The 24,513-nt window shown below is 55.7% G+C and carries 19 protein-coding genes and 3 tRNA genes; 9 read left to right on the top strand and 13 right to left on the bottom strand.

The features are described 5' to 3' along the window. Positions 1 to 363: 363 nt before the first annotated feature. The gene (gene syd / locus ACMGGR_RS03485) at positions 364 to 918 is read right to left on the bottom strand and encodes a SecY-interacting protein (protein WP_414148172.1); all 555 of its coding nucleotides are present in this window, start codon (positions 916 to 918) and stop codon (positions 364 to 366) included. Positions 919 to 1,038: 120 nt separating this feature from the next. Here syd and queF point away from each other — a divergent pair, with 120 nt between their 5' ends. The 3 genes from queF to xni all read left to right on the top strand — a co-directional run bounded on the left by queF (position 1,039) and on the right by xni (position 4,220). After that, entirely contained in the window at positions 1,039 to 1,881 is an 843-nt protein-coding gene (gene queF / locus ACMGGR_RS03480; protein ID WP_414148171.1) for an NADPH-dependent 7-cyano-7-deazaguanine reductase QueF, read from the top strand. Positions 1,882 to 2,061: 180 nt separating this feature from the next. Continuing rightward, the gene (ppnN, locus tag ACMGGR_RS03475; protein ID WP_246761736.1) at positions 2,062 to 3,426 is read left to right on the top strand and encodes a nucleotide 5'-monophosphate nucleosidase PpnN; all 1,365 of its coding nucleotides are present in this window, start codon (positions 2,062 to 2,064) and stop codon (positions 3,424 to 3,426) included. A gap of 41 nt (positions 3,427 to 3,467) precedes the next feature. Continuing rightward, positions 3,468 to 4,220 carry a flap endonuclease Xni gene (xni, locus tag ACMGGR_RS03470; RefSeq protein WP_414148170.1) on the top strand — a complete coding sequence of 251 codons (753 nt, stop codon included), beginning with the start codon at positions 3,468 to 3,470 and terminating at the stop codon, positions 4,218 to 4,220. 75 nt (positions 4,221 to 4,295) lie between these two features. Here the strand turns inward: xni and rlmM are convergent, their stop codons facing one another. The 4 genes from rlmM to ACMGGR_RS03450 all read right to left on the bottom strand — a co-directional run bounded on the left by rlmM (position 4,296) and on the right by ACMGGR_RS03450 (position 7,317). Continuing rightward, positions 4,296 to 5,396: a 23S rRNA (cytidine(2498)-2'-O)-methyltransferase RlmM gene (rlmM, locus tag ACMGGR_RS03465; protein WP_246761732.1), complete on the bottom strand. Its 1,101-nt coding sequence runs from the start codon at positions 5,394 to 5,396 to the stop codon at positions 4,296 to 4,298. Further along, positions 5,389 to 5,784 carry a DUF423 domain-containing protein gene (locus ACMGGR_RS03460; protein ID WP_246761730.1) on the bottom strand — a complete coding sequence of 132 codons (396 nt, stop codon included), beginning with the start codon at positions 5,782 to 5,784 and terminating at the stop codon, positions 5,389 to 5,391. Before ACMGGR_RS03460 ends, rlmM begins: the two co-directional genes overlap by 8 nt. Positions 5,785 to 5,842: 58 nt before the next feature. Further along, complete coding sequence (locus tag ACMGGR_RS03455) at positions 5,843 to 6,757, bottom strand: transcriptional regulator GcvA (protein WP_246761729.1); 915 nt, start codon at positions 6,755 to 6,757, stop codon at positions 5,843 to 5,845. Positions 6,758 to 7,092: 335 nt separating this feature from the next. Further along, entirely contained in the window at positions 7,093 to 7,317 is a 225-nt protein-coding gene (locus ACMGGR_RS03450) for a YgdI/YgdR family lipoprotein (protein ID WP_246761727.1), read from the bottom strand. 226 nt (positions 7,318 to 7,543) lie between these two features. Here ACMGGR_RS03450 and csdA point away from each other — a divergent pair, with 226 nt between their 5' ends. Beyond that, positions 7,544 to 8,749, top strand: a complete 1,206-nt coding sequence (gene csdA, locus ACMGGR_RS03445; RefSeq protein WP_246761726.1) for a cysteine desulfurase CsdA — start codon at positions 7,544 to 7,546, stop codon at positions 8,747 to 8,749. 2 nt (positions 8,750 to 8,751) lie between these two features. After that, positions 8,752 to 9,204 carry a cysteine desulfurase sulfur acceptor subunit CsdE gene (gene csdE, locus ACMGGR_RS03440; protein WP_281434690.1) on the top strand — a complete coding sequence of 151 codons (453 nt, stop codon included), beginning with the start codon at positions 8,752 to 8,754 and terminating at the stop codon, positions 9,202 to 9,204. Positions 9,205 to 9,278: 74 nt separating this feature from the next. On the opposite strand, the gene tcdA is transcribed toward csdE, so the two are convergent. After that, the gene (gene tcdA, locus ACMGGR_RS03435) at positions 9,279 to 10,079 is read right to left on the bottom strand and encodes a tRNA cyclic N6-threonylcarbamoyladenosine(37) synthase TcdA (protein ID WP_414148169.1); all 801 of its coding nucleotides are present in this window, start codon (positions 10,077 to 10,079) and stop codon (positions 9,279 to 9,281) included. A gap of 52 nt (positions 10,080 to 10,131) precedes the next feature. After that, positions 10,132 to 11,274, bottom strand: a complete 1,143-nt coding sequence (mltA, locus tag ACMGGR_RS03430; protein WP_246761722.1) for a murein transglycosylase A — start codon at positions 11,272 to 11,274, stop codon at positions 10,132 to 10,134. Positions 11,275 to 11,478: 204 nt separating this feature from the next. Here mltA and ACMGGR_RS03425 point away from each other — a divergent pair. From ACMGGR_RS03425 to ACMGGR_RS03415, 3 genes are all read left to right on the top strand, one after another. Beyond that, positions 11,479 to 11,555: transfer RNA gene (locus tag ACMGGR_RS03425), tRNA-Met, on the top strand. A 57-nt stretch (positions 11,556 to 11,612) separates the two neighbouring features. Further along, positions 11,613 to 11,689: transfer RNA gene (locus tag ACMGGR_RS03420), tRNA-Met, on the top strand. 55 nt (positions 11,690 to 11,744) lie between these two features. Continuing rightward, positions 11,745 to 11,821, top strand: a tRNA-Met gene (locus tag ACMGGR_RS03415). 325 nt (positions 11,822 to 12,146) lie between these two features. On the opposite strand, the gene amiC is transcribed toward ACMGGR_RS03415, so the two are convergent. Next, a complete protein-coding gene (gene amiC, locus ACMGGR_RS03410) occupies positions 12,147 to 13,397 on the bottom strand; it encodes an N-acetylmuramoyl-L-alanine amidase AmiC (RefSeq protein WP_414148168.1) in 1,251 nt (416 codons plus the stop codon). A 331-nt stretch (positions 13,398 to 13,728) separates the two neighbouring features. Between amiC and argA the strand changes: the two genes are divergently transcribed. Then, positions 13,729 to 15,072 carry an amino-acid N-acetyltransferase gene (argA, locus tag ACMGGR_RS03405; RefSeq protein WP_246760113.1) on the top strand — a complete coding sequence of 448 codons (1,344 nt, stop codon included), beginning with the start codon at positions 13,729 to 13,731 and terminating at the stop codon, positions 15,070 to 15,072. A gap of 91 nt (positions 15,073 to 15,163) precedes the next feature. Here argA and ACMGGR_RS03400 read toward each other — a convergent pair whose 3' ends face one another. The 5 genes from ACMGGR_RS03400 to ptrA form a co-directional block, all read right to left on the bottom strand. Beyond that, entirely contained in the window at positions 15,164 to 15,655 is a 492-nt protein-coding gene (locus ACMGGR_RS03400) for a type II toxin-antitoxin system YhaV family toxin (protein WP_414148167.1), read from the bottom strand. 13 nt (positions 15,656 to 15,668) lie between these two features. Then, a complete protein-coding gene (locus ACMGGR_RS03395; protein WP_414148166.1) occupies positions 15,669 to 16,001 on the bottom strand; it encodes a type II toxin-antitoxin system PrlF family antitoxin in 333 nt (110 codons plus the stop codon). A gap of 210 nt (positions 16,002 to 16,211) precedes the next feature. Then, positions 16,212 to 18,044, bottom strand: a complete 1,833-nt coding sequence (gene recD, locus ACMGGR_RS03390) for an exodeoxyribonuclease V subunit alpha (protein ID WP_414148165.1) — start codon at positions 18,042 to 18,044, stop codon at positions 16,212 to 16,214. Continuing rightward, positions 18,035 to 21,571 (bottom strand): exodeoxyribonuclease V subunit beta, encoded by a 3,537-nt coding sequence (gene recB / locus ACMGGR_RS03385; RefSeq protein ID WP_414148164.1) that lies wholly within the window; start codon positions 21,569 to 21,571, stop codon positions 18,035 to 18,037. The genes recD and recB overlap by 10 nt, the downstream gene beginning before the upstream one ends. Next, positions 21,568 to 24,453 carry a pitrilysin gene (gene ptrA / locus ACMGGR_RS03380; protein WP_414148163.1) on the bottom strand — a complete coding sequence of 962 codons (2,886 nt, stop codon included), beginning with the start codon at positions 24,451 to 24,453 and terminating at the stop codon, positions 21,568 to 21,570. Before ptrA ends, recB begins: the two co-directional genes overlap by 4 nt. Between the last annotated feature and the right edge of the window lie 60 nt (positions 24,454 to 24,513).

Genomic DNA, 24,513 nt, shown 5'->3' with positions numbered 1-24,513 from the left:
GATGTCCCTGAGCATCCTGGCCTGCTGTCTGTACCGACAGCTCCCTGTCTCCGTCCTGGAGGTGTCCCTGTTCTCAATCCTGAGATATCTGACGTTCTTCTGAAGTAAAGCCTTCAGCCTCTGTGCTGACTTGTTCCCTAAGTCACATCATCCCTTGCGACGAACTTAAGTTTGCCTTATTGCCGAAGACAAACAATAGAGCGTAAAAAACTTTTTTGCGCCGAAGCCGGTTTTTCGCCAAACTCATGCTAACAACTTTTTGATTTAATTCTCTTTTAATGCGTTTTGCTGACAATGTTCTTAAGATTTAAAAGCGATCTCTTACACTCAATGTAAGAGATGTCTCACATTGTAAACGCCGTTTTACCTTAATGGCTCACTAACAGGCAGAGAAATAAGGAATTGTTCAAGCGTCGCAGCCAGTACCGTACGCTTCTTTGTTCCCAACGTTTCCAGAATGACCTCGCCGCTCAGGTTACAAACGGAAATGACTTCCAGCTCGGAAGGCGTCGTGGCAATAAAGAGCGTAGGCGAATGTTTAAGGCGCTGCTTCATCACCAGATGACCAATTAAATTTTCCTGCATCCGCACAAAATCTTCTTCACTCCAGATTTGCAGCAGCGTACAGGGCTGGCCATTCACCAGCGTGGTCATATCGCCCGCAAACTGGGTAGTGTACCAGGCAACGACCGAAGGCTGAATACGCAGCCCAAGCGCACGCTCTACGTTTTCCAGATTTTTTGCCAGGGTAAAAGGCTGCGGTAACCAGTAAACCTCATTTTCTACGGTTTGCTGTACGCAGGGCGAGGCTAAACCATACAGATCGCTACTGGTCGGAGGATGGCCATATTTACGGCTCCAGCTCTCGCAATAGTTGCGGGTAAAATTGGCCAGCGCACGGGAAGTTTCGTCATTCATTATTTTTTCACTCTCGGATGCCTGGGTTACACTAAGGCTATCTGTTTTCGATGATGTCGTCCGGTCACGCCAGGACGATTCAGGCCACATCCTGCACAGGCAGGCAATAAAGGTAATGCAATGTCTTCAGACACACATCAGGCGCTAAGCGGCCTGACGTTGGGAAAACCCACAGAATACCACGACCAGTACCAGCCCTCTTTACTGCAGGCCGTACCAAGAAGCATGAACCGCGAACCTCTTGGCCTTTTTCCTGACAGTTTACCTTTTCACGGGGCCGATATCTGGACGCTGTATGAATTATCATGGCTCAACGCCAAAGGCTTGCCGCAGGTAGCGGTTGGCGAAGTTAGCCTGGATGCCCGCAGCGTTAACCTTATCGAATCGAAAAGCTTTAAGCTCTACCTTAACAGCTTTAATCAGACCCGTTTTGCCGACTGGGGTGAAGTCCGCGCGACGCTGGAACGCGATCTCAGCGCCTGCGCGCAGGGCGACGTTAGCGTGGCGCTTTTCCGCCTGAGTGAAATTGAAGGGCAGCCAATCGGTCATTTCAACGGTTACTGCATCGACGAGCAGGATATTGCGATCGACAGCTACACTTTCAGCACGGATTACCTGCAGCAGGCAACGCAGTCGGAAATCGTGGAAGAGCAGCTGGTCAGCCATTTGTTGAAATCAAACTGCCTGATTACCAACCAGCCGGACTGGGGCTCGGTGCAAATTAGCTACCGTGGCCCGCGTATTCAGCGTGAAGCGCTGCTGCGCTATCTGGTTTCCTTCCGCCATCATAATGAGTTTCACGAACAGTGCGTTGAGCGGATTTTTAACGATATTCTGCGCTTCTGCCAGCCGGAGAGCCTGAGCGTTTATGCACGGTATACCCGTCGCGGCGGCCTGGATATCAATCCCTGGCGTAGCAATGGTGAATTCAAACCTGGCCTGTCGCGCCTGGTTCGTCAGTAGGAATTTGCGTAACGTTACGCATAATCGCGTTATAAAGTTGTCTGCTGTTTGAGAAGAAGGGTAATCTGAATTGGGCACTGGCTGCCCAGGGAAATTTTTTCTTCGTCATGGTTGTTCGATCGTTTGAGCACAAGTTTGACAGAGAGTGACCACCGCCCGGATGGGTGCAAAGGAGTTAACTTGATCACACATATCAGCCCCTTAGGCTCCATGGATCTGCTGTCTCAGCTGGAAGTCGATATGCTGAAGCGTACCGCCAGCAGCGACCTTTACCAACTCTTTCGTAACTGCTCCCTTGCCGTTCTGAACTCAGGTAGCCAGACCGACAGCAGCCACGAACTGCTGTCACGCTTTGAAAGCTTCGATATCAACGTGCTGCGCCGCGAGCGCGGCGTCAAGCTGGAGCTGATCAATCCGCCAGAAGAAGCCTTCGTCGACGGGCGAATTATTCGTTCGCTACAGGCGAACCTGTTTGCCGTATTGCGCGACATCCTGTTTGTTAACGGTCAGTTTGACGGCGCGGAACGTTTTCAGCAGCAGGACGTGGATGACTCCGTGCGCATCACCAACCTGGTTTTTTCTATCCTGCGTAATGCCAGAGCGCTGCACGTTGGCGAACTGCCCAATACCGTGGTTTGCTGGGGCGGGCACTCTATTAACGCCGTCGAGTATCAGTACTGCCGAAACGTCGGTTCGCAGCTGGGCCTGCGTGAGCTGAATATCTGTACCGGCTGCGGGCCAGGCGTAATGGAAGCGCCGATGAAAGGCGCGGCCGTCGGCCATGCGCAACAGCGGTATAAAGAGAGCCGCTTTATCGGGCTGACCGAGCCTTCTATTATTGCCGCCGAACCGCCAAACCCGCTGGTTAACGAGCTGATTATCATGCCGGACATTGAAAAACGTCTGGAAGCTTTCGTCCGTATCGCCCACGGCATCATTATCTTTCCTGGCGGCGTGGGGACAGCAGAAGAGCTGCTTTATCTGCTGGGTATCCTGATGAATCCGCACAACCACGATCAGGTGCTGCCGCTGATTTTGACCGGTCCGAAAGAGAGCGCCGACTATTTCCGCGTGCTGGACGAGTTTATCGTCAGCACGCTGGGAGAAGCCGCACGTCAGCACTACACCATTATTATCGACGACGCGCCGGAGGTGGCTCGCTTAATGAAAAAAGCGATGCCGCAGGTGAAAGAGCACCGCCGTGAAACGGGCGACGCCTACAGCTTTAACTGGTCGATACGGATTGCGCCGGATCTGCAGGTGCCGTTTATGCCTACGCATGAAAATATGGCGAATCTTAACCTGCATCCTGGCCAGCCGGCCGAACAGCTGGCCGCCGCGCTGCGCCGGGCGTTTTCCGGCATTGTAGCGGGTAACGTTAAGGAGCCGGGCATTAAAGCCATCAAGGAAAAAGGCCCTTACAAGATCCATGGCGATGCCGGGATCATGCGCCGCATGGACGATTTGTTACAGGGATTTGTTGCCCAGCACCGTATGAAGCTGCCGGGAACGGCCTACATCCCCTGCTACGAAATCATTAAATAACCGCCAGCAGAGCGGCAGCCGTGCCGCTCTTTTAAGCACCTATGACTATTCATCTACTGATTATTGATGCGCTGAACCTTATTCGCCGCATCCACGCGGTACAGGATTCTCCCTGTCAGGATACCTGCCTGCACGCGTTACAGCAGCTGATCCTGCACAGCAAACCAACCCATGCCGTAGCGGTATTTGACGATGATGAACGCCACGAAGGCTGGCGTCATCGAATTTTGCCTGACTATAAGGCCGGTCGTTCACCCATGCCGGAGACGTTAAAAGCAGAGATGCCGCTGCTGCGCACCGCGTTCGAATCAGCAGGCGTGGCTTGCTGGCACGCCCAGGGAGAAGAGGCTGACGATCTTGCCGCCACGCTGGCCGCTAAGGTAGCTGGCAGCGGCCATCAGGCCACCATCGTTTCCACCGATAAAGGTTACTGTCAGCTGCTGGCACCCCGTATCCAGATCCGCGACTACTTTCAAAAACGCTGGCTGGACCTGCCGTTTATCGAAAAAGAGTTTGGCGTGACGCCTGCGCAGCTGACCGACTACTGGGGGCTGGCCGGCATCGGCAGCAGTAAAATTCCTGGCGTGGCGGGCATTGGCGCAAAAAGCGCGGCGGAACTGCTGAAAACCTTCGGCTCACTGGCGGCAATCTATCAAAATTTGCAGGACGTACCGGATAAGTGGCGTAAAAAGCTGGAGCAGCAGCAGGAGATGGCGCTTATCTGCCGCGAAGTTGCCACGCTGAAAACGGATCTGCATCTGGCGGGCAATCTTAAGGATCTACGGCTACCCTAAGACGCACGCCCGGCCAGCGGTTTTATCGCCTGCATTACGTTCACCACCGGCTAAAGCTTAGCCGGTGGCTGTTGCCTAGCGTTCGTCGCGGCGGCCCGGCGTAGCGCCCCAGACGCGGCGAATATGTACCGTAACCTCTTCACGATCGTGATAGAGCTGGCGCGCCTGGATCTGCGCGTTGATCCCGTTGGCCTTTAGCTTTTCATCAATCATCGCCAGATTCTGCGAGACCTCTTCATAACGCTTTTTCATCGGCAGCTTAAGGTTGAAGATCGTTTCGCGGCACCAGCCGTTAACCAGCCAGTCGGCCATCAGATTGGCTACGCGCACCGGTTTCTCAACCATATCGCAGACCAGCCAGTAAATGTTGCTGCGCGTGGGACGGTATTTAAAGCCGTCTTCCCTATGGTGGAAAACCTGTCCGGTATCCATCAGGCTCGGTGCCATCGGGCCGTTATCGATGGCGTGAACCATCATGCTGCGCTTGACCAGCTGATAGGTCCAGCCGCCAGGACAGGCGCCCAAATCTACCGCATACAGGCCGCTGCCCAGACGTTCATCCCATTCGTCGGCGGGAATAAAGACGTGAAACGCCTCTTCCAGCTTCAGCGTCGAGCGGCTTGGCGCATCGGCGGGGAACTTCAGGCGCGGAATGCCCATAAAGAAAGGCGAGTTGTTTTGCGGCAGAGAGTAGCCCACATAGCAGTAGCCAGGCGCGATAAAAAAGACGTGTACCACCGGGCGCTTATTGCTTTCATAGTTCAACAACACACCCGCCGCGCGCAGACTGGCACGCAGCGGTACGGTAAACTTACGGCAGAACTTTAGCAGCTCTTTGCTTTCGTTAGTGTCTGGCACTTCGACCCGCAGCTCGCCACCCTTCTCGACCACGCCGGTAAGCATACCGGTTACCGGCGTTACGCGATCTTCCTGCGGCAGATCGCGCAGCAGTTCACCCACCACAATCATCTGGCGAGAGAAAATCAGTTCGCTAAACGGCAGCTCGCGTACCAGCTTCTCCGCCTCTTCAGGCTGATAGCATTCAAACAGTACGTAGCCGGAATCTTCTTTAACGCGCGCAAAGCCGAACACTTCACGTGCCGCCGCTTTGGCCGTAATTTCTGCCGCACACTCTTTTTCAAAACCCTGACGACAATAGAGTAAAACTTTATTCATGGCGTTCTGCCCTTTTTTTCAGACGCAGCGCGCCAATCAACATCAAAACCCAACCGATCAGGAAGCAAAAGCCGCCCACCGGCGTAACGTAAACCCATAGCTTAAGATGGGACAGCGCCAGGCAATAAAGGCTGCCGCTGAACAACACCGTTCCCAGCGCCAGCAGCGCGCTGCTCCAGTAAAACCAGATATTGGCGCGACGCAGCATGGCCGCCGCCAGTCCCAGGATAGCCAGCGTATGAAACCCCTGGTACTCCAGCCCCGTTTTCAGCCAGGCCATCTCGCCCGCGCCAAGCGTTTTGCTGAGAACATGAGCGCCAAACGCGCCCAGCATGACAAAAATAAACCCGCTGATCGCCGTAAAAATCAGCATCGCACGACTCGACATGACATCATCCTCTGAGTAGGTATGCGCCGCCGCCCTGGCCACGCATGATAAATGGGTATCAGCTCTCGTAGCGAAAGCGGAATTTTTCCTGTTCGCTGGCTGCTTTCGCCAGGATCCACTGGCGAAAGGCGGCTATTTTACCCAGTTCTGCCTGACTGTCATGACAAACCAGATAAAAAGCGTTTTTACTTACCAGCACGTCGTTGAAGGGACAGGCCAGCCTGCCCGCTTCTATCTCCGTTTGCGCCATCACGTTATTCGCCAGCGCCACGCCCTGACCGTGAATAGCCGCCTGCAACACCATCGCGCTATGGCTAAAAATAGGGCCATGCTGCACGTTGATATTCACGCCCAGCTGGCGCGTGTAGGATTGCCAGTCACGACGGGACGCGTCATGCAGCAGCGTAAAGCGTGCCAGATCGGCCGGGGTTTTTAATGGATTATCGCCGGTAAGCAGCAGCGGTGAACAGACGGGCAACAGATATTCTGCATAGAGTTTTTCTACACGCAGCCCCGGCCAGTTGCCGCGACCGTAGAAAATAGCCACGTCCACGTCATCAGCCAGCTTCTCTTCTTCACGGTCTACCGCCTGAATGCGTACGTCGATCCCCGGATAAGCTGAGTTAAAGCTGGACAGCCGCGGCACCAGCCATTGAATAGCAAAACTGGGCAGCAGGCTGACGGTCAGCGCGCCCTTGGCGCTGCGCGCCTGAAGCTTGCGCGTGGCATCGTTCAGCGCGGTAAAAATCTCTTTGATATCCAGATAGTAGCTTTGCCCTTCTTCAGTCAGCAGCAAAGAACGGTTACGCCGCCGAAACAGCTTAAGCCCAAGGAAATCCTCTAACGACTTTATCTGATGACTGACTGCGGCCTGAGTAACAAAAAGCTCTTCAGCAGCCCGCGTAAAGCTGAGATGACGTGCGGCCGCGTCAAAAACGCGCAGCGCATTTAAAGGGGGAAGACGTTTCGACATGATTACCGACGGCTTAATAGTGGCAGCGGACATAAGGCCACTGACGTAGCTTTACGTATTAGTTTTTGTTATCCGAGCCATTATAATTTGTCCGTTGAGGATGCACCAGCAAATACCTATAGTTGCCGCACTTCCTGAGCCGGAACGAAAAGCAGTTTAAAATTGATGCGGTTGCGCTGATTTTAGAGGGCTTTTGGCTTGTGGTCGTGATGTTGTGTTTGCAATTGATCTGCTTTTTGCAGGTCGGGTAGCCTGACTACTATTTTAGATTTACCCTGTCTGTCCATAGAGATTTAGTAGCACCGCTTAACGCGGTGCTTTTTTTTGCCTGTTACTTACTGGCCCATTTCAACCATTTCTTTTACGTCAGAACGGTTGATCTGCTGTTTGTTACCGTTAGCATCTTTGTAACTGATCATACCGGTATCGTTGTCCACAACAGGTTTGCCGTCGGCAACGATGGTGCGGCCATCATTGGTGTGCATCACATAATTGCTTGAGCAGGCAGCCAGGGTAAACGTCATGGCGCAGGCGGCCATAATAGCAGCAAATTTTTTCATCTTTATATCTCCTTGCAGATAGTAATGCGATAAACCACCCGAAGAGTGCGTCCTTACGACAGAAAGCGAGTAAATTACCTGTCTTAAGGATGACTATTTGCGGGTAATAGTTTAAACCTTGCATAAATCAGAATAACCTGCTTTTCAGACATTGCCAGAAAAAGGCCGATAATTCAGTTGGCTCAGGCTAAAACAGCACCAATTCCCCATCCGCGTCGAGGAGAGTATGAGCGCATTTTCCCCTGCCCGGTTCCGCCAGCAGTTCCCCGCCCTGGCCGAAACCGGCGTTTATCTTGATAGCGCCGCGACCACGCTGAAGCCGGCCGTCGTCATTGAGGCAACCAGCCAGTTTTACAGCCTCGGTGCCGGAACCGTGCATCGCAGCCAGTTTGCGGCCGCGCGTGAGCTGACCGATCGCTACGAAAGCGCCAGAGGCCAGGTTGCCAGACTGCTGAACGCTGCCGCACCAGAAACTATCGTCTGGACCAAAGGCACCACGGAAGCCATCAACCTTGTCGCTCAGGGCTACTTTCGACCGCGCCTGCAGCCCGGCGATGAGATCATCGTCAGCGAAGCCGAGCATCATGCCAATCTTGTGCCGTGGCTGATGGTGGCCGAGCAGACCGGCGCGCGGGTAGTGAAATGGCCCATTGGCAAAGGGCTGCTACCGGATGTGCTGGTGCTGGAAACCTTGCTTAGCGCAAAGACCAAAGTTTTAGCGCTTGGTCAGATGTCCAACGTTACCGGCGGCTGTCCGGATTTAAGCAAAGCGGTTGAGCTGGCCCACCGGGCTGGCGCAAAAGTGATGATCGATGGCGCACAGGGCGTGGTTCATGCGCCGCCTGACGTAACGGCGCTGGATATCGATTTTTACGCTTTTTCCGCGCATAAGCTTTATGGACCGATGGGCACGGGCGTGCTGTACGGCAAACCGGCGCTGCTGGCAGAGATGCAGCCCTGGCAAGGCGGTGGCAAGATGTTGACATCGGTAAGCTTTGAGGGCTTTACCCCACAGGCGGTGCCGTGGCGTTTCGAGGCTGGCACGCCAAACGTCGCGGGCGTTATCGGCCTGAGCGCGGCGCTGAGCTGGCTGGAAAAGCTGGATATCGCCAGAGCGGAAAGCTGGAGCTGCGGGCTGGCCGACGTGGCGGAAGAGCGACTGGCGACGCTGCCGGGTTTTCGCAGCCTGCGCGCCAGCGGTTCCAGCCTGCTTGCCTTTGATATTGCAGGCGTTCACCACAGCGATATCGTCACGCTGCTGGCAGAAAGCGGTATTTCGCTGCGTGCCGGACAGCACTGCGCCCAGCCTTTATTACAGGCGCTTGGCGTTAACGGCACTTTGCGCGCCTCGTTTGCGCCCTATAATACGCTCAACGATGTTGAAGCGCTGGTGAACGCAATGTCCAGCGCCCTGGAAATTCTGGCAGATTAATAATGACGACTTTACTGGCTCCACACCCGTTTGGCACTCTGATTACCGCTGACGGCCTGAAACAGCAATTTTCTGCGTTTACCCAATGGGAAGAGCGCTACCGACAGCTGATTTTACTGGGCAAACAGTTGCCTGCACTGCCGGACGCGTTAAAAACGGCGGAAATCGAACTGAGCGGCTGTGAAAACCGCGTCTGGCTGGGAAATCAGCAAATGCCTGACGGCAGCCTGCACTTTTATGGCGACAGCGAAGGCCGTATCGTGCGAGGGCTGCTCGCGGTGCTGCTGCTGAGCGTTGAAGGGAAATCAGCGGATGAGATTTTGCGGCACGATCCGCTGGCGCTGTTTGCCGAGCTTGGCCTGCGCGATCAGCTTAGCGCTTCGCGCAGCGCCGGACTGACGGCGCTGGCGCAGGCGGTAGTCAAAGCCGCTACCCGCGCTAAAGAGAAGTCGTGACCGGACCAGCTTAACCACAGAAAAAAACGCGTCGTGGGGCTAAGGCACCCGACGCGGCAGAGGTAAGCGGCTGCTCAGACACGCGCCGCTTTCGCCATCATTTTCTTTAACACGTGGGAAACGGCGACAAAACCAAAGGTGGCGGTAACCATAGTCGCTGCGCCAAAACCAGAGGCGCAGTCCATACGCTTCGGCCCTTCCGCCGTGCTGCGCGAAGCGCATACCGAGCCGTCAGGCTGCGGATACATCAGCGCTTCGGTGGAAAATACGCAGTCGATACCAAGCTTGCCCTTGCTGTTTTTGACGATTTTAAAATCGCTTTTCAGCCGCTCGCGCAGCTTAGCCGCCAGCGGATCCTGAATCGTTTTTGCCAGATCGGCGACCTGGATCTGCGTAGGGTCGATTTGACCACCCGCCCCGCCCGTCGTTACCAGCGGAATTTTATTGCGGCGGCACCACGCCAGCAGCGCTGCTTTCGGCCGTACGCTGTCGATGGCGTCAATCACGTAGTCAAAGCCCGCGCTCATCAGCTCGGCCGTGTTTTCTGCCGTGATAAAATCATCCACGCAGGTTACTTTGCATTCTGGATTGATAGCCAGAATACGTTCAGCCATCACCTCTGTTTTCGCCTGCCCAACGGTGCCCTTCAGCGCATGGATCTGGCGATTGGTGTTGGTAACGCAGACATCGTCCATATCGATCAGCGTAATGGCGCCGATACCGGTTCGCGCCAGCGCTTCGGCCGCCCACGATCCCACGCCGCCGATACCGACCACGCAGATATGCGCATCGGCGAACAGCTGTAGCGCAGGCTGACCATATAAACGTGCCGTACCGCCAAAGCGTTGCAGCCAGGCGTCGGAAAGAGCCGTCATGATTTACCTCAGAATAGAAAACGGGCCGGCTTTTCCGGCCCGCTGGCAATAATTATCGGCTGACCAGCGTCGAACCGGTGGTGCCATTTTGTGCCATAGAGAACGGAGAAGCGCCTGCGCCAGGTGCCGCTTTCAGCACCCAGACGCGGCCATAGTGATTATACCAGCCGGCCAGATGACCAGCTTGCTCACCAATGCCCTGATAAATATCAAAATGCTGTCCTTTGATCGCGCCGCCCACGTCAAGCGCCACCATCATGCGCATCTCATACTTGCCGCTAAATTTACCTTTATTATCCAGCAAAGGCACTTCTGCCAGCAATACGGTACCCGGCGGGATCAGCGAACGGTCTGCGGCGACGGAAGCTTTAGCGATCAGCGGCACCGCGCTTGCGCCACGCACGGGCGCAAACTCTTCTGGCTTAAAGAAGACAAAGGAAGGATTCTGCTCAAGCAGCTCGCGCACTTCCGCCGGGCTGTGCTCTTCGCCCCACTGGCGAATCGCCTGCATCGACATATCTTCACGCTTCACTTCACCGCGATCGATCAACACTTTACCGATGCTGCGGTAGGCATGCCCGTTTTTACCGCCGTAGCCAAAGAACATCAGCGGTCGGCCATCACCATAATCAACGTAGCCGCTGCCCTGCACGTCCATAATAAAGTTGTCCATCAGCGAATTGCTGTAGCCAACGATATAGCGCTCATCCAGCGCGCCGCTGTAGATTTCCGCACGGCTTGGCAGACGGCGTTTGCCGTGCGCGGGCATACGGTATAAAGGATACTGAAATTCGCCCTGGCGCGTATAGCGAGCATGGATTACCGGCGTGTAGTAACCGGTAAACTGCACGTTACCGTAGTTATCTGTGCCTTCCATCTGATACGCATCGACGCCAAACTGGCGAAGCTGCCTTGTATCGCCACCCGCCATCAGCCAGCTTTTTATCGCGTTATAGGTGCTGGTCTGGCGTGAAAACATCGCTGGTGACGCATCCTGAATTTCCGCTACCTGGTCGGCAAAGTCTCTGCCGTTCACCGGTCGTCCTTTTGCATTGGGCTGATTAACCAGGCCCAGCGGCTGCTCCAGCTTGCCGTCTTTATACTGCTGACCGCGATCGGTCGGTTTAGAGGAACATCCAGCAAGCAGCGCTATCAGCGCGCCAGTAACAACATATTTGGCCCAACTTCCTTTCATTGCTTTGTTACCTCTGTGTAAATTGCAGGCCGAAGATAGCAAAGCGCCCTTAAGATTAAAACGGGCGGAAGGTAAAGAAGCCGTAGAAGCGGATAACAATGCGCCAGATGGTTGAGAAAGTAAGCAACAAACCGCTTTTTGGTCACGAAATTGCAAAAAGGGGTTGCAACATAATCGTCGGAGAGTATAGTGCGCATCCACGGACGCGGGATGGAGCAGCCTGGTAGCTCGTCGGGCTCATAACCCGAAGGTCGTCGGTTCAAATCCGGCTCCCGCAACCAATTCTCTTCGGAGAAAAGCAGTAAAGCTGTCGTGATGGAAGCGCCAGTTAGTTCGGACGCGGGATGGAGCAGCCTGGTAGCTCGTCGGGCTCATAACCCGAAGGTCGTCGGTTCAAATCCGGCTCCCGCAACCACTTCAGGTGGTTGCAGTAAAAAAGTCTGTCGTGATGGAAGCGCCAGCAATTCGGACGCGGGATGGAGCAGCCTGGTAGCTCGTCGGGCTCATAACCCGAAGGTCGTCGGTTCAAATCCGGCTCCCGCAACCAATCAAGCACCCTTTTGGGTGTTTTTTTGTTTCTGGCGTTCGCCATTTCTTCTGTTAAAACACGGACGGTCTTTACCGCCCGCCTCTCACAGCATTCAGCACCTGGCAGCCAGTATTCAGCACTCAGCACTCAGCACCTGTCATTCAGCATTCAGCATTCAGCACTCAGCACTCAGCACTCAGCACTCAGCACTCAGCACTCAGCACTCAGCACTCAGCACTCAGCACTCAGCACTCAGCACTCAGCACTCAGCACTCAGCACTCAGCACTCAGCACTCAGCACTCAGCACTCAGCACTCAGCACTCAGCACTCAGCACTCAGCAGCTAGCGTGGCGCCAGCGGCGCGCCTTTGGCAAAGTAATTTTTTATGCCGGCAAGAATGGCTTCGGCCACCTGATGCTGAAACTTTGCCGTGCGCAGCTTGCGCTCCTCTTCCAGATTGCTGATAAAAGCCGTTTCTACCAGGATAGAAGGAATATCTGGCGCTTTCAGAACGGCAAAGGCCGCCTGCTCCATCTTCTTTTTATGCAGATGGTTAATTTTGCCCATGTGCTTTAATACTTCGTTGCCAAACTTCAGGCTGTCGTTGACGGTCAGGCTTTGCACCATATCGAACATGGTATGGTCAAGATAGCGATCGCCGCTCATGCTGACGCCGCCAATCAGATCCGATTCGTTTTGCGTTTGCGCCAGATAGCGCGCTGCGGTACTGGTCGCGCCTTTGGTCGACAGAGCAAAAACGGACGAGCCCCTTGCTGCCCTGCTGGTAAAAGCATCGGCATGAATTGAGACAAACAGATCGGCGCGTAGCCTGCGCGCTTTCGCCACCCTTACCTTTAGCGGAATAAACACGTCTTCGTTGCGCGTCATGTGCGCACGCATGTGGGGCTGCTTATCGATCAGCTGTTTCAGACGCCGGGCAATTTTCAGCACCACGTCTTTTTCTTTGGTTTTATGCTTACCGATAGCGCCCGTATCTTCGCCACCGTGACCGGGATCGATCATGATGATAATTGGTCGATCTCTGCCTGCCTTACCGGGCAGCGGTGCCGAAACCGGCTGGCCGCTTTCCAGATCGCCTTTATTGTAATCCTGTAAAAGCGCCAGCAGCGGATCGTCTTCATGGTTATGGCTGCGGGTGCCGCCGGGATAAAGATCCAGCACCAGCCTGTTTTTAATACCCGCCACCGGATCAAGCGTGAAGACCTTAGGCGTCACGCTTTGCTTGAGTTCCAGCACCAGCCGTACCGTATTGGGATCGAACTGGCCGACGCGCGCGTTTTTAATATAGGGATCGTCGCTGCGTACCAGATGACCAACATGGTTAAGGACGTGATTCAGCTGCACGCCGGAGATATCCACCACCACGCGTTCGGGATGGCTTAGCGCAAACTGTTTATACTTCAGCGGGGTATTGGATTCCAGCGTAACGCGAGAATAGGTAGATGAAGGCCAGATGCGCACGGCGACAATATGGCTGGTCGCCGCCAGCCCCATTTTAGTGACGCTTAATAACAGCGCTGCGCCAGCGCCCTGTAACCATCGGCGTCGGTCGGGCGAAGGTAAATCAGACATGCCACTCCAGTAATAAAATTGCTGTTTTGTCGATAAAAAGGACATCAAAAAGCTACAAGGGACAAAAACTTTAGCGAATCCTGCTGGCGGTGTCACCCCTTAAAAGCCGTGCCTGCATACTCTGTTAAAGCAAAGCGTCAAGACCACAGCAGGCAAAGTACTGCTATGCCCGGCAAGAGCGAGCAGCCAGAAGGCCATGAGTGAAATTTGCCTGCGCGCTCTGGCCTCCAGGTTAAATTTGTTACCACTCTGAGAAAATTGCTACTTGCGCCTGCGCGATAAAAGAATAAAAATACAGTTTTAGCGAATAATAATTCATAGAGGATTTGCCGTGAAGGAACGGAGTACCGAGCTGGTTCAGGGGTTTCGCCATACCGTGCCCTATATCAATGCCCATCGTGGTAAGACGTTCGTCATTATGCTGGGCGGCGAAGCCATCGAACACGAGAATTTCTCAAGCATCGTTAACGATATCGGCCTGCTGCATAGCCTGGGCATTCGTCTGGTCGTGGTGTATGGCGCCCGTCCACAGATTGACGCGAATCTGGCGGAGCACCAGCTGGAGCCGATTTACCACAAGCATACGCGCGTAACCGACGCGCAGTCGCTGGAACTGGTCAAGCAGGCCGCTGGCCGTTTACAGCTGGATATTACCGCTCGCCTTTCAATGAGCCTGAACAATACGCCGTTACAGGGCGCGCATATTAATGTGGTAAGCGGCAACTTTATTATCGCGCAGCCGCTGGGCGTCGATGACGGCGTGGACTACTGCCATAGCGGCCGCATTCGCCGTATCGACGAGGAAGCCATTCACCGCCAGCTGGACAGCGGCGCTATCGTGCTGCTTGGGCCAGTGGCGGTTTCCGTGACGGGCGAAAGCTTTAACCTGACGTCGGAAGAAGTGGCGACGCAGCTGGCTATCAAACTGAAAGCAGAAAAAATGATCGGTTTCTGCGCAGAACAGGGCGTAACTGACAGCGAAGGCGCGATTATTTCCGAGCTGTTTCCAAACGAAGCGCAGCAGCGCATTGCGGAACTGGAAGAGAGCAACGATTACCTCTCTTCCACGGTGCGTTTTCTGCGCGGCGCGGTCAAAGCCTGCCGCAGCGGCGTGCGTCGTAGCCATCTGATTAGCTATCAGGAAGACGGCACGCTACTTCAGGAACTGTTCTCGCGCGACGGCATCGGCACGCAAATTGTCATGGAAAGCGCCGAGCAGATTCGTCGCGCTACCATCAACGATATCGGCGGCATTCTGGAGCTGATTCGCCCGCTGGAACAACAGGGTATTCTGGTACGCCGCTCGCGCGAGCAGCTGGAAATTGAAATCGATAAGTTTACGATTATCGAGCGTGACAATCTGACCATCGGCTGCGCGGCCCTCTACCCTTTCCCGGAAGAAAAAATTGGCGAAATGGCCTGCGTCGCGGTCCATCCCGACTATCGCAGTTCGTCACGCGGCGAAGCGCTGCTGGAACGCGTCGCGCTACAGGCTCGCCAGATGGGACTGAAAAAGCTGTTTGTGCTGACCACGCGTAGTATTCACTGGTTTCAGGAACGCGGCTTTACGCCGGTGGACATTGAAGAGCTGCCGGAAAGTAAAAAGCAGATGTACAACTATCAGCGCCGCTCAAAGGTACTGATGGCGGATTTGAGTCATGCAAGAATGGCTTAGCTGCCTTAGCTAAAGCCACGCACAACCAGCCCCATGCTGTTTATGGCATGGGCATTTTTCAGGGCTATACGGGTTAAAAGGCGAAGTAAAATCAGCGAACCCCGGACAGCAGCTCAATTTGTAGGGATGGCATGTGAGCGCGGGCCTCTTGTAAAAGCGCGTCCCAGTCGTCGGGCGGATGGCCTGCTGCGAGCATTTTCGCAAAAATTTTGTATGCGTCCGTTTTGCTGTCGTAAGCACGCAGCGAGTGCTCGTCATTAACCCAGCCGAGTATCACCGTTTTATGCTGTTCGCTACAGCGATAAAACAGGCGAAACTGCTGTAAAAATTTGGCGCGGAACCAGTGTTTATGTTCATCGCCCAGCGTGCCGCCATGACGAAACTGCGGCCCTAAAGGGTCCGCCGCGATGACCTCCCTGACGACTCGCGTTATTGCAGCCAGCAATTTCGTTGGCTTTTTCTTCCGGTATTCCTCCGGCTGGCTGGCTTTTAATGCCGCTACTTCCGCGACCAGCTGCATTAGCTGAGCCGTAAAGCAGGCGTGAAAATAGATCTTCCAGCCGTTAATTTCCAGATATTCCACGCTCTGCCTCCTGCTAGTCATCCGTGAGCGGCGCGTCTAAATCAACCTCAACTCCTGCGGTAAGCGCTGTAATATTGGCCCAGGCAGAAGCAGGGACAGGTTGAATGCGCTGTGGGTTTTGTACCATGTCCTGTTCAAGAAAATGCAGGAATGAATCGATAACCGGATCGGCTCCCTGATGCCGCCGGGACATAATCACCTTGCCGCCAGGCAGCAGCGAATACTCGATCACTTCTCCCGGCTTTAGCCGTAAGGCATCGCGAATGGCAGCGGGGATAGTGGTCTGGCTGCGTTCGGTAAGCCGGGACTCGGCACGCAGAGAGACTTCCGCCATATTTAAGAGCATGTTCTGTCTCCTCTGTTTTATCGGTCAGAAATAAGCAGGCTTACGCTATCGTAATGCAGTTGCATTGTACAATGCAACTGCATTACCTGCTCAGCGAACCGCCGGGCTGCAAGAAAATGTTCCACCCATACTCACAAGATGGACATCAATTGCTGCTGTTTACGTCAATAAAACGCGCGTAAAACAGCCAGCGACACATATCTCACAACGCTACGCTGTTTTCCTGTCCGCCAGTCTCTCCACCAGCCCGCTACGGCGGCGCGTACGCATTTTTATCGCGCTGTTCAGCACCTGACTATCCGCATAAAGCGTTAACTGCTTCCTGGCGCGGGTTATCGCGGTATAAACCAGCTCGCGGGTTAAAACCGGTGCAAACTGGTTTGGCAGTACCAGCAGCGTGTGGTCAAACTCCGATCCCTGCGATTTATGCACGGTCATAGCATAAGCAGTTTCGTGCGGCGGCAAACGGCTGGGCTGCACGGCCCTGATGGTGCCGTCCGGCAGCGGGAAGAAGACTTTTAGCGCCCCTTCCGCATCGTTCATCGCAATGCCGATATCGCCGTTAAACAACCCCAGCGCGCTGTCGTTACGAGCAATCATCACCGGCCTGCCGATATACCACTTGCTGCCAGGCTGGCGCTGGACCAGCCGCTTTTTCTGTAACGCTGCCTCAATACGTTCATTCAGCCCAATCACGCCAAACGGCCCTTCACGTAACGCACACAGCAGCTGAAAGCGGCCAAATGCCTCAATGACCTGACGCGGCTCGGCTTTTTGGGCCAGCTGGACCAGGTAGTCCCGGTAGCCTTCTACGCTGGCATCCAGCAGATGCTGATACTCGGCGCTGCTGTTTAATGCATAACGAACGATATCGGAGAAATCAGCGCTGAAGACCTTTTCAACCAGGCGTACTTCCCCGGCGTTTACCGCCAGTGCCAGCTGGCCAATGCCCGAAGAGGCATCAAAACGGTAGCTTTTGCGCAGCAGGCAAATGCTGTCGCGTACCGCCGGGGCTAGTTGATCTTCTTTGCTTTCGATATCGCAGCCGGTCAGGCGCATCAGCATTGCCGCACGTTCACTGCTGTAGCCGGATTCCGCGCAGCGGCAGATATCGCCCAGCACCGCTCCCGCCTCTACCGAAGCGAGCTGATCGCGGTCGCCCAGGAAAATTACCCGGGCATGAGGCGGTAGCGCGGCAATCAGGTTAGCCATCATCGGCAGATCGACCATGGAAGCTTCATCCACCACCAGTAAATCCAGATGCAGCGGATTGCCCACGTGATAGCGCATCCGCTGGCTGCCGGGCACCGCGCCAAGCAGGCGGTGCAGCGTGGTGGCCTCCGTTGGGAAGCGCTGTTTTTCCGCGTCGCTAACGTCCAGCTGCTGCAAAGCTTTACCTAAAGATTCGGTCAGCCGCGCCGCCGCTTTGCCCGTCGGCGCAGCCAAACGTATACGCAGCGAACCTGCGGAAAGCTCCAGCAGCGTTGCCAGCAGTTTGGCTACCGTCGTGGTTTTGCCCGTGCCCGGCCCGCCGGAAATGACGGCAATTTGTCTGGTTATCGCCACGGCGGCGGCAATTTTCTGCCAGTTATCGGGCTGTTCGCCAAAATGTCTGTCCAGCGCCGCGCGCAGCTGCCGCTCGTCAAATTCCGTATGCGCTTCACGGACGATAAACTGTGCGACTTTGCCTTCAGACTGCCACATGCGATGCAGATAGAGCCGCTGCTGATGCAGTACCAGCGGCGTTGCCGCCGAACCATCGCCGACAGCCTGCGCCGTGGAAAGTAAATGGTGCCAGTCGGGTTCGCCAGCGGCCTGCCAGAGCTGGCCCGCCAGTTCCGGATGACGGCCGCCAAACAGCAGCGATTCACTAAGGTGGGCCAGCGGCAGGCAGACGTGGCCTTCGCCCGCCTCGGCGCTGACGCAGGCCGCAGCCAGCATCAACGCAGGATCATCGCCTGCTACCATGCGGGCAAACTGCACGTCCAGCGGACGCAGTAGCCGTGCCTCACAGGCATTAAGCAGTAGTTGCGCTATGGCCATAGTTCCTCCTGAAACTCTCCGGCAAACAGGGCGTCGAGCGAGCGGACAAAAGCCGCATCGGGACAGGTACGAAAGATGCCGTTTTCACTTGCTGTGCCTTCCACGCCACGCAGAAACAGATAGATAACGCCACCAAAATGTTCCTGATAGTCGTAGTCAGCCAGTCGATGGCGCAGATAACGGTGCAGCGCCAGCGTATAAAGCTGATATTGCAGATCGTAGCGGTGCGCGCGCATCGCTTCCGCCATCGCTTCTGGCGTGTAGTGCTCGCCGGATTCGCCCAGCCAGTTGGATTTGTAATCCAGCAGATAATATTTGCCCTGCCAGCGAAACACCAGATCGATAAAGCCCTTCAGCATTCCCTGCACCTGCTGGAAGTTAAGCGCAGGACAGCCAGCGGAGAGCGGATCGTAGTGATGTGCCAGCCTGTCCAGCTTTTCCGCGCTGAGCATTTGCTGAACAGGCAGATAGAACTGTAGCTCGACCTGGCGGCTTTCTGTCGGCAGCTGATTTAAACTGACGCCGGTTTCATTGAGCGGCGTGGCTAACACATTTTCCAGCCACTGTTTCATTACCGGCAGCCATGCCTCGCTCAGGCCCTGCCCGGCCAGCTGCTCGCTGAGCCAGGTTTCATCAATCGGCTGGGTGAAGTCGAGATCTTCAAACAGACCGTGCAAAAAAGTGCCTGGCGCAGCGCCACGGGGAAAAGCGTGCGGCGTCAGCTGTCCGGCCTGCTGGCCCTGCGCTTCGCCAGCCGCATCCACGTCCAGGCGCGGCAGCAGATCTAACGTCATGGACGGCCCATGCTGCTGCAGGCCAGAATAGCTGGTTACCCGCCATTCGTCCCGCAGCTGGCGCGAGAGGGCTTTACTGCTAAGCGACTCCGCAATGTGCCGCTCCGGCTGCCAGGGCGCGCTTTCTGGCGTCTCCGCCAGCACCGTTTCCACCGCGTCATTTTGTAGCGCAAGCATCTGCTCGCGCAGGCCTGCGGCATCGGCCGGTTCGCCCTGCTGCAACAGCCAGCCAGCCGCACTGCGATGCAGATCGCTGCTGCCTTCTTTTTTACGGTTGCCTTTGATCAGCGGGGCGATGCCTACGCTACAGTGATAGACCGATCGCGTTAACGCCACATACAGCAGGCGTAAATCTTCCGCAAGACGCTCCTCTTCGGCCAGCTCAATACTTTGTGCATCTTCGCGCAGATCCAGCAGCGCCTGGTAGCTTTCCCTGTCGTGATAGATGCCCGTCGCCGCCTCGCGATAGTTGGCGATAAACGGCAGCCAGACCAGCGGATACTGTAGCCCTTTCGATTTATGGATAGTGACGATTTGTACCAGATGGCGATCGCTTTCCAGCCGCAGCTGCTGGCTGGCGGACTGGCCGTTAGGCTGCGCCACCTCCTGCGCCAGCCAGCGAACCAGCGCGTGTTCACTGTCGAGCGCGGCAGAAGCCTCCTGCAACAGCTCGCCCAGATGGAGCAAATCGGTAAGGCGGCGCTCGCCGCTTTCTGAAGCCAGCAGGTTTTCTGCAATCTGCCGGTTCACCATCAGCTCGCGCAGCATTGGCAGGACGCCGCGCTTCAGCCAGCGCTGGCGATAGCGGTCAAACTCATCAACCAGCGCATCCCATTTGCGTTCATCTTCGCTTAGCGCCTGCAGGCCTGGCGCGTCCAGCCCAAAAATACTGGTGGCGAGCGCGCTACGCAGAATACGCTCCTGCTCCGGTGCCAGCACCGCCTGCAGCAGCCACAGCATCTCCCGCGCTTCCTGAGTTGCAAAGACGCTGTCGCGGTTAGAGAGATAAACGGAGGGAATATTCAGGCCGTTGAGCGCCTCGCGGACGATCGCCGCCTCGTTGCGGCTACGTACCAGCACGGTGATATCGGACGCCTGCACGGGACGTAAATCTTCGCCCTTGCCAATCAGCGCAGCGCCCTGCTGCCCGGCGCTCAGCCAGCGACAGATATCCGCCGCACACTGCCGGGCCATAAACTGCTGATATTCCGCCACGCCAACCCCTTCGCCTGGCTGTAGCCAGAAGCGCAGCGCGGGCTGTGGTTTGCCCGCAATCGTAAACCGCAGCGCGGCATTGGGCGCGGCAGGCTCAACGGTAAGAAAAGGGATCTCGCTGAACAGAAAAGGATTCTGCACGCGGGAAAAGAGTTGGTTAACGCCGTTTACCATCCATGGCGAAGAGCGCCAGTTAGTTTCCAGCGTGTAGTGCGCACTGACTTCGCTACGCGCTTTCATATAGGTGAAAATATCCGCACCGCGAAAGGCGTAAATAGCCTGTTTGGGATCGCCAATCAGCAGCAGCGCGTTGTCGGGCTGCTGGCCGTAAAGCGCGCGGAAAATCCGGTACTGCTGCGGGTCGGTATCCTGAAACTCATCGATTAGCGCCACCGGATAGCGGTTGCGGATTGCCTGCGCCAGCGCTTCGCCGCCGGGCTGTTGCAGCGCATGATCGAGCCTGCCCAGCAGATCGTCAAAGCCCAACAGCGCGTTGATGCGCTTCTCTTTCTGCGTAGCGTCACGAATTTCCTGTAGCGCGGTGGCAATCACCAAATCGCGCAGAGAAAGCGGCTCCGCCAGAAAACGATCGATTTCCGTAAACAAGCTGTGCTGCGGCGCTTCGCCTTTTTTGGTTTTTTCATGTAGCACACGCTGGCCAAAGCGCTCCAGCTCCTTCGGGAAAAGGTAATCCAGCGTTTCCGCCATCGCCCATTCGTTCAGCTTATCCAGCCAGTTAGGTAAGTGCTTGCTGCTGTAGCTGCGCTTGTCGACGCCCGACTGCGAGATCAGATCGTGCAGATTATCGGCTGCCCGCCACGCGGCTTTTAGCTGGTCAATCTGCGCGATAATTTTGTCGTGGCGCTCGGCAAAGGTTTCCTGCATGTCGAGCGGATACTTCAGCTGCGGCGCTTCACCGTTCAGCCAGGGCGATAGCGTTGCCAGCAGCTGCTCCGGCCCCTGCCACATTTGGGTCATCACTCTGGCTATCGGCAGCGGCAGCGGATAGCAGTAGCGTCGCCAGAAATCGGCGGCAGCCTGGCGGCGTAGCGGAAACTCATCCTCAATCAGCTTTTGCTCAAACAGCATGCCTGATTCGAAAGCGTTCATATTGAGCATGCGCTGGCAAAAACCGTGAATGGTAAAGATACCCGCGTCATCCATCTGCCTTTCCGCCGCCAGCAGCTGTGCGGCAGCCTGCGGCAAGTCATCTATTTCCGCCAGCAGCTGCGCCAGCACGCCGTCGGAAGTATGACCGCGTACGCAGGCAATCCGTAGCTTATGGATGTTTTCACGGATACGACCGCGCAGTTCCGCCGTGGCGGCTTCCGTAAAGGTTACAACCAGAATTTCTTCAACGGACAACGGCCGCGCAAACGCGGCCTCTTTGCCCAGGCCTAACAGTAGCCGCAGGTAAAGCAGCCCGATGGTAAAGGTTTTCCCCGTACCCGCCGAGGCTTCTATCAGCCTTTCCCCCTGCAACGGCAGCGTTAAAGGGTCGAGACGCTGAACCTTCATTTATCGCTTTTTACCGGGAAAGATTGCTGTAGCCTGGCCACTTCCTGCCAGGTTTTAAAGCCTTCAGGCGCGGCATAGTCCGCCTTATCGTGCTGACTACCGGAAATCTGCGACAGCAGCGTCAGTCCCTGCGGCTTGATGACCGCGTCGTGGAAAAACGTCGCCAGCTTTTCGGGCGTCAGCGCCTGGATGCTGGCAATCACTTTTTCACGGGTATCAAAGCTGTAGTTTTCACGGTTGAAATCCTTGCTGTAGCGGCCCGCCTCCTCATCCAGCGTCTGCGGACGCTGCTTCAGTTCGTTGATCATCGCCGTCTGATACTGCGCAAAATCCTCTTTGCTTATCTCGCGCAGGCGCTTTTCCGCCGTCGGATAGAAGGCCTGGAAACGCTTCAGCAAATAAGCGGGCTGCTTAACGTTGCTCTGCAACAGGAAGCCGATACCCCACTGACGCCCAACCGGCATCTGGAAAGCGAAGACCGCATAGCCCAGCTGTTCTTCGGTGCGCAGCTGGTTATAGAACCACGGCTGCACGATCTGGCTGAGCATGGCGCTGCTGGCGATGCTGTCGTGTTCGGCATAGCCCAGCGGCACATAGAGCGCGGCCAGCGCGGAATCCGTGCTGCTGCCAGCCTGTTGCAGATTAGCGTTGGTTGGCTTATCAATCTGCAAATACTGGCTGCGCCACTCGCTCTGGCCTTCGCAGTTCAGCTGTTTTTTCAGCGAGGCGGCCAGCGTCTTCACGCTTTCCGGCGTCATATTGCCGACTACCAGCAGTTCCGGCGTGGCGTTTTTCAGCAGCATCTCGCGGTAGGCTTTTAAATCTTCCAGCGTAATGCCGGCCACCAGCTTGCGGCGCTCGCTGCGTTGGGTATAGGGCAGTTGCGACAGCATCTGCGCAGGCTGAATTGCCAGCTCAAACGCCTTGCCCTTTTCCGCCGCGTCCAGGCGTTCAAGGTACCAGGATTTCGCCTGATCCAGCTGCTGCTGCGTAGGCTGATAGCTAACGTATTCTTTCAGCAGCGCCTGCATAAGTTCCGGCAGGTGCTGGGTAAAGCCGCTGGCGTTAAAGGTCACGCCGTCATTTTCGCTGGTAGAGAAGCTGATACCGCCGACGGAAGCCTGCGAATTCAGCTCATCCAGCGCCTGGCCCGCCAGATAGTCGTTCATGCCGAACAACACCTGGTTTTTGGCCGTGCTCATGGCATTTTTGTTGCGCAGCGCCAGCGTGATGTTGGCCTTAGGATCGTCCGCGTAAAAGCGGCTCGGCATATAAAACGCACGCAGATCCGGCTGGTTAATCAGCGCCTGCGGACGGTCATACTGCTTTGCCCCTTTAATCAGCGAAAAATCATCAGGAATATAAGGATTTAGTACGGGCAGCGACAGCGAGATTTTCGCACTTTCTGCCTGCCACTGCGCAAAACGCTGCGGCGTAATGTGGTCAACCTGGTAAGGCGCATCGACAAAGTAAGCGACTTTGTTGTGTGGTTCCGTTGGGCTGATAAACCAGATACGGGCGTTTTCAGGCGTCATGCCGTCCAGCCGCGCCCTGATAGCCTGCGGATCGTACTGGTCGGCAATATAAGGCGCTACCAGCGTATCGGCGACCGGCACGCGCAGCATGGTATCCACCAGCCATTCGATGTAGTCCATATCGCGCGTGATTGAGGGATAGCGGAAATCCAGATCCAGCACGTGCGCCACCTCATCAAAATAGCGCTTGTCGATGCCTTCGCTGCGCAGCTTGTTAAGATAGCTAAACACGGCGGCAATCACTTCGTCGCGATTCGCCTGGCCTTTGTCGGTCAGCGAGATAGAAATAGAGAAAATCCCGCCGTTGCGGTCAATAACCGGATCGGCACCGGCATCGATCGAATCGGCCAGGCCGTTGCTTTGTAGCCAGTCGGAAAGCGTATTTTTACTGCGGTTGCCAAGCAGATAAGCCACCAGCGTATCGGTCTTGCTGCGGAATTTGTCGCTGTTGTTGTCGATACGGAATTCAATTCTTACCTGCTTGCGCGGCTGCGCGGGCACGTAGTGAATAATGATACCTTTTTGCTGGTCAGTGACCACCGGTACGGTAATGGCGGGCACCGTCGCGTTGTGGTTTTCCACCCGGCCAAAGGTTTCCACGGCAATTTTTTGCAGTTCGCTCAGCGGCTTGTTGCTGTAAATCACCGCTTTCATCAGGTTGGCGGAGTAGTAGCGATGGTAAAACGCCGTTAGCGCGTCGTGCAGCTTGCTGTCCGGCTTGTCTTTCAGCGTTTCTAAATTCCCGCCAGCGAACAGGGAAGCCGGGTGCGCCGGATTAAGCGTCTCCGCACTAACCTGCGCCATACGCAGGCCATCACGGGAGCGCGCCATAGTCAGCTCGGCGTTGACCGCATGGCGCTCGCGATCGGCATTAACGGGGTCAAGCAGCGGCTCGGCAATGGCGTCGGCCAGCCGGTCTACCGCCGGTTCCAGCGCGTCGTTTTCCACTTCCAGATAAAAAGCCGTGCGGTAGGATGCGGTGCTGGCATTGTGGCTGCCACCATGCTTTTTCAGAAATTCGGCCAGGTTATCCGGCTGCGGATAACGCTTTGATCCCATTAGCAGCATATGCTCCAGATAGTGTGCCAGCCCCTGCTGGTTGCGTGGGCTTTCCAGCGAGCCGACCGGCAAGGTGAGCGCCGAAAGAGATTTGGTCGCCTGCGGATCGGAAACCAGCAGTACCGTCATGCCGTTATCCAGCCTGATCGCCTGATACTGACGCGGATCTTTTTCACTTTTACGGATCGCTTCAGGAACGGCCTGCCAGCCTGATTGCGCCTGCGACAGCGGGCTCCAGAAGGTAAAAAGCAGAAACAGGGTGGTAAAGCAGACTGCATAACGACGCATTCAAACTCCTCGACAAGCTAACGTTCTTGCTGTCGCGCGGCTTAAGACGGCGACAGGTAA

The organism is Erwinia sp. BNK-24-b (assembly GCF_047456155.1).
GTDB lineage: Bacteria > Pseudomonadota > Gammaproteobacteria > Enterobacterales > Enterobacteriaceae > Erwinia > Erwinia phyllosphaerae.
This window is presented reverse-complemented; position numbering and strand designations above follow the sequence as displayed.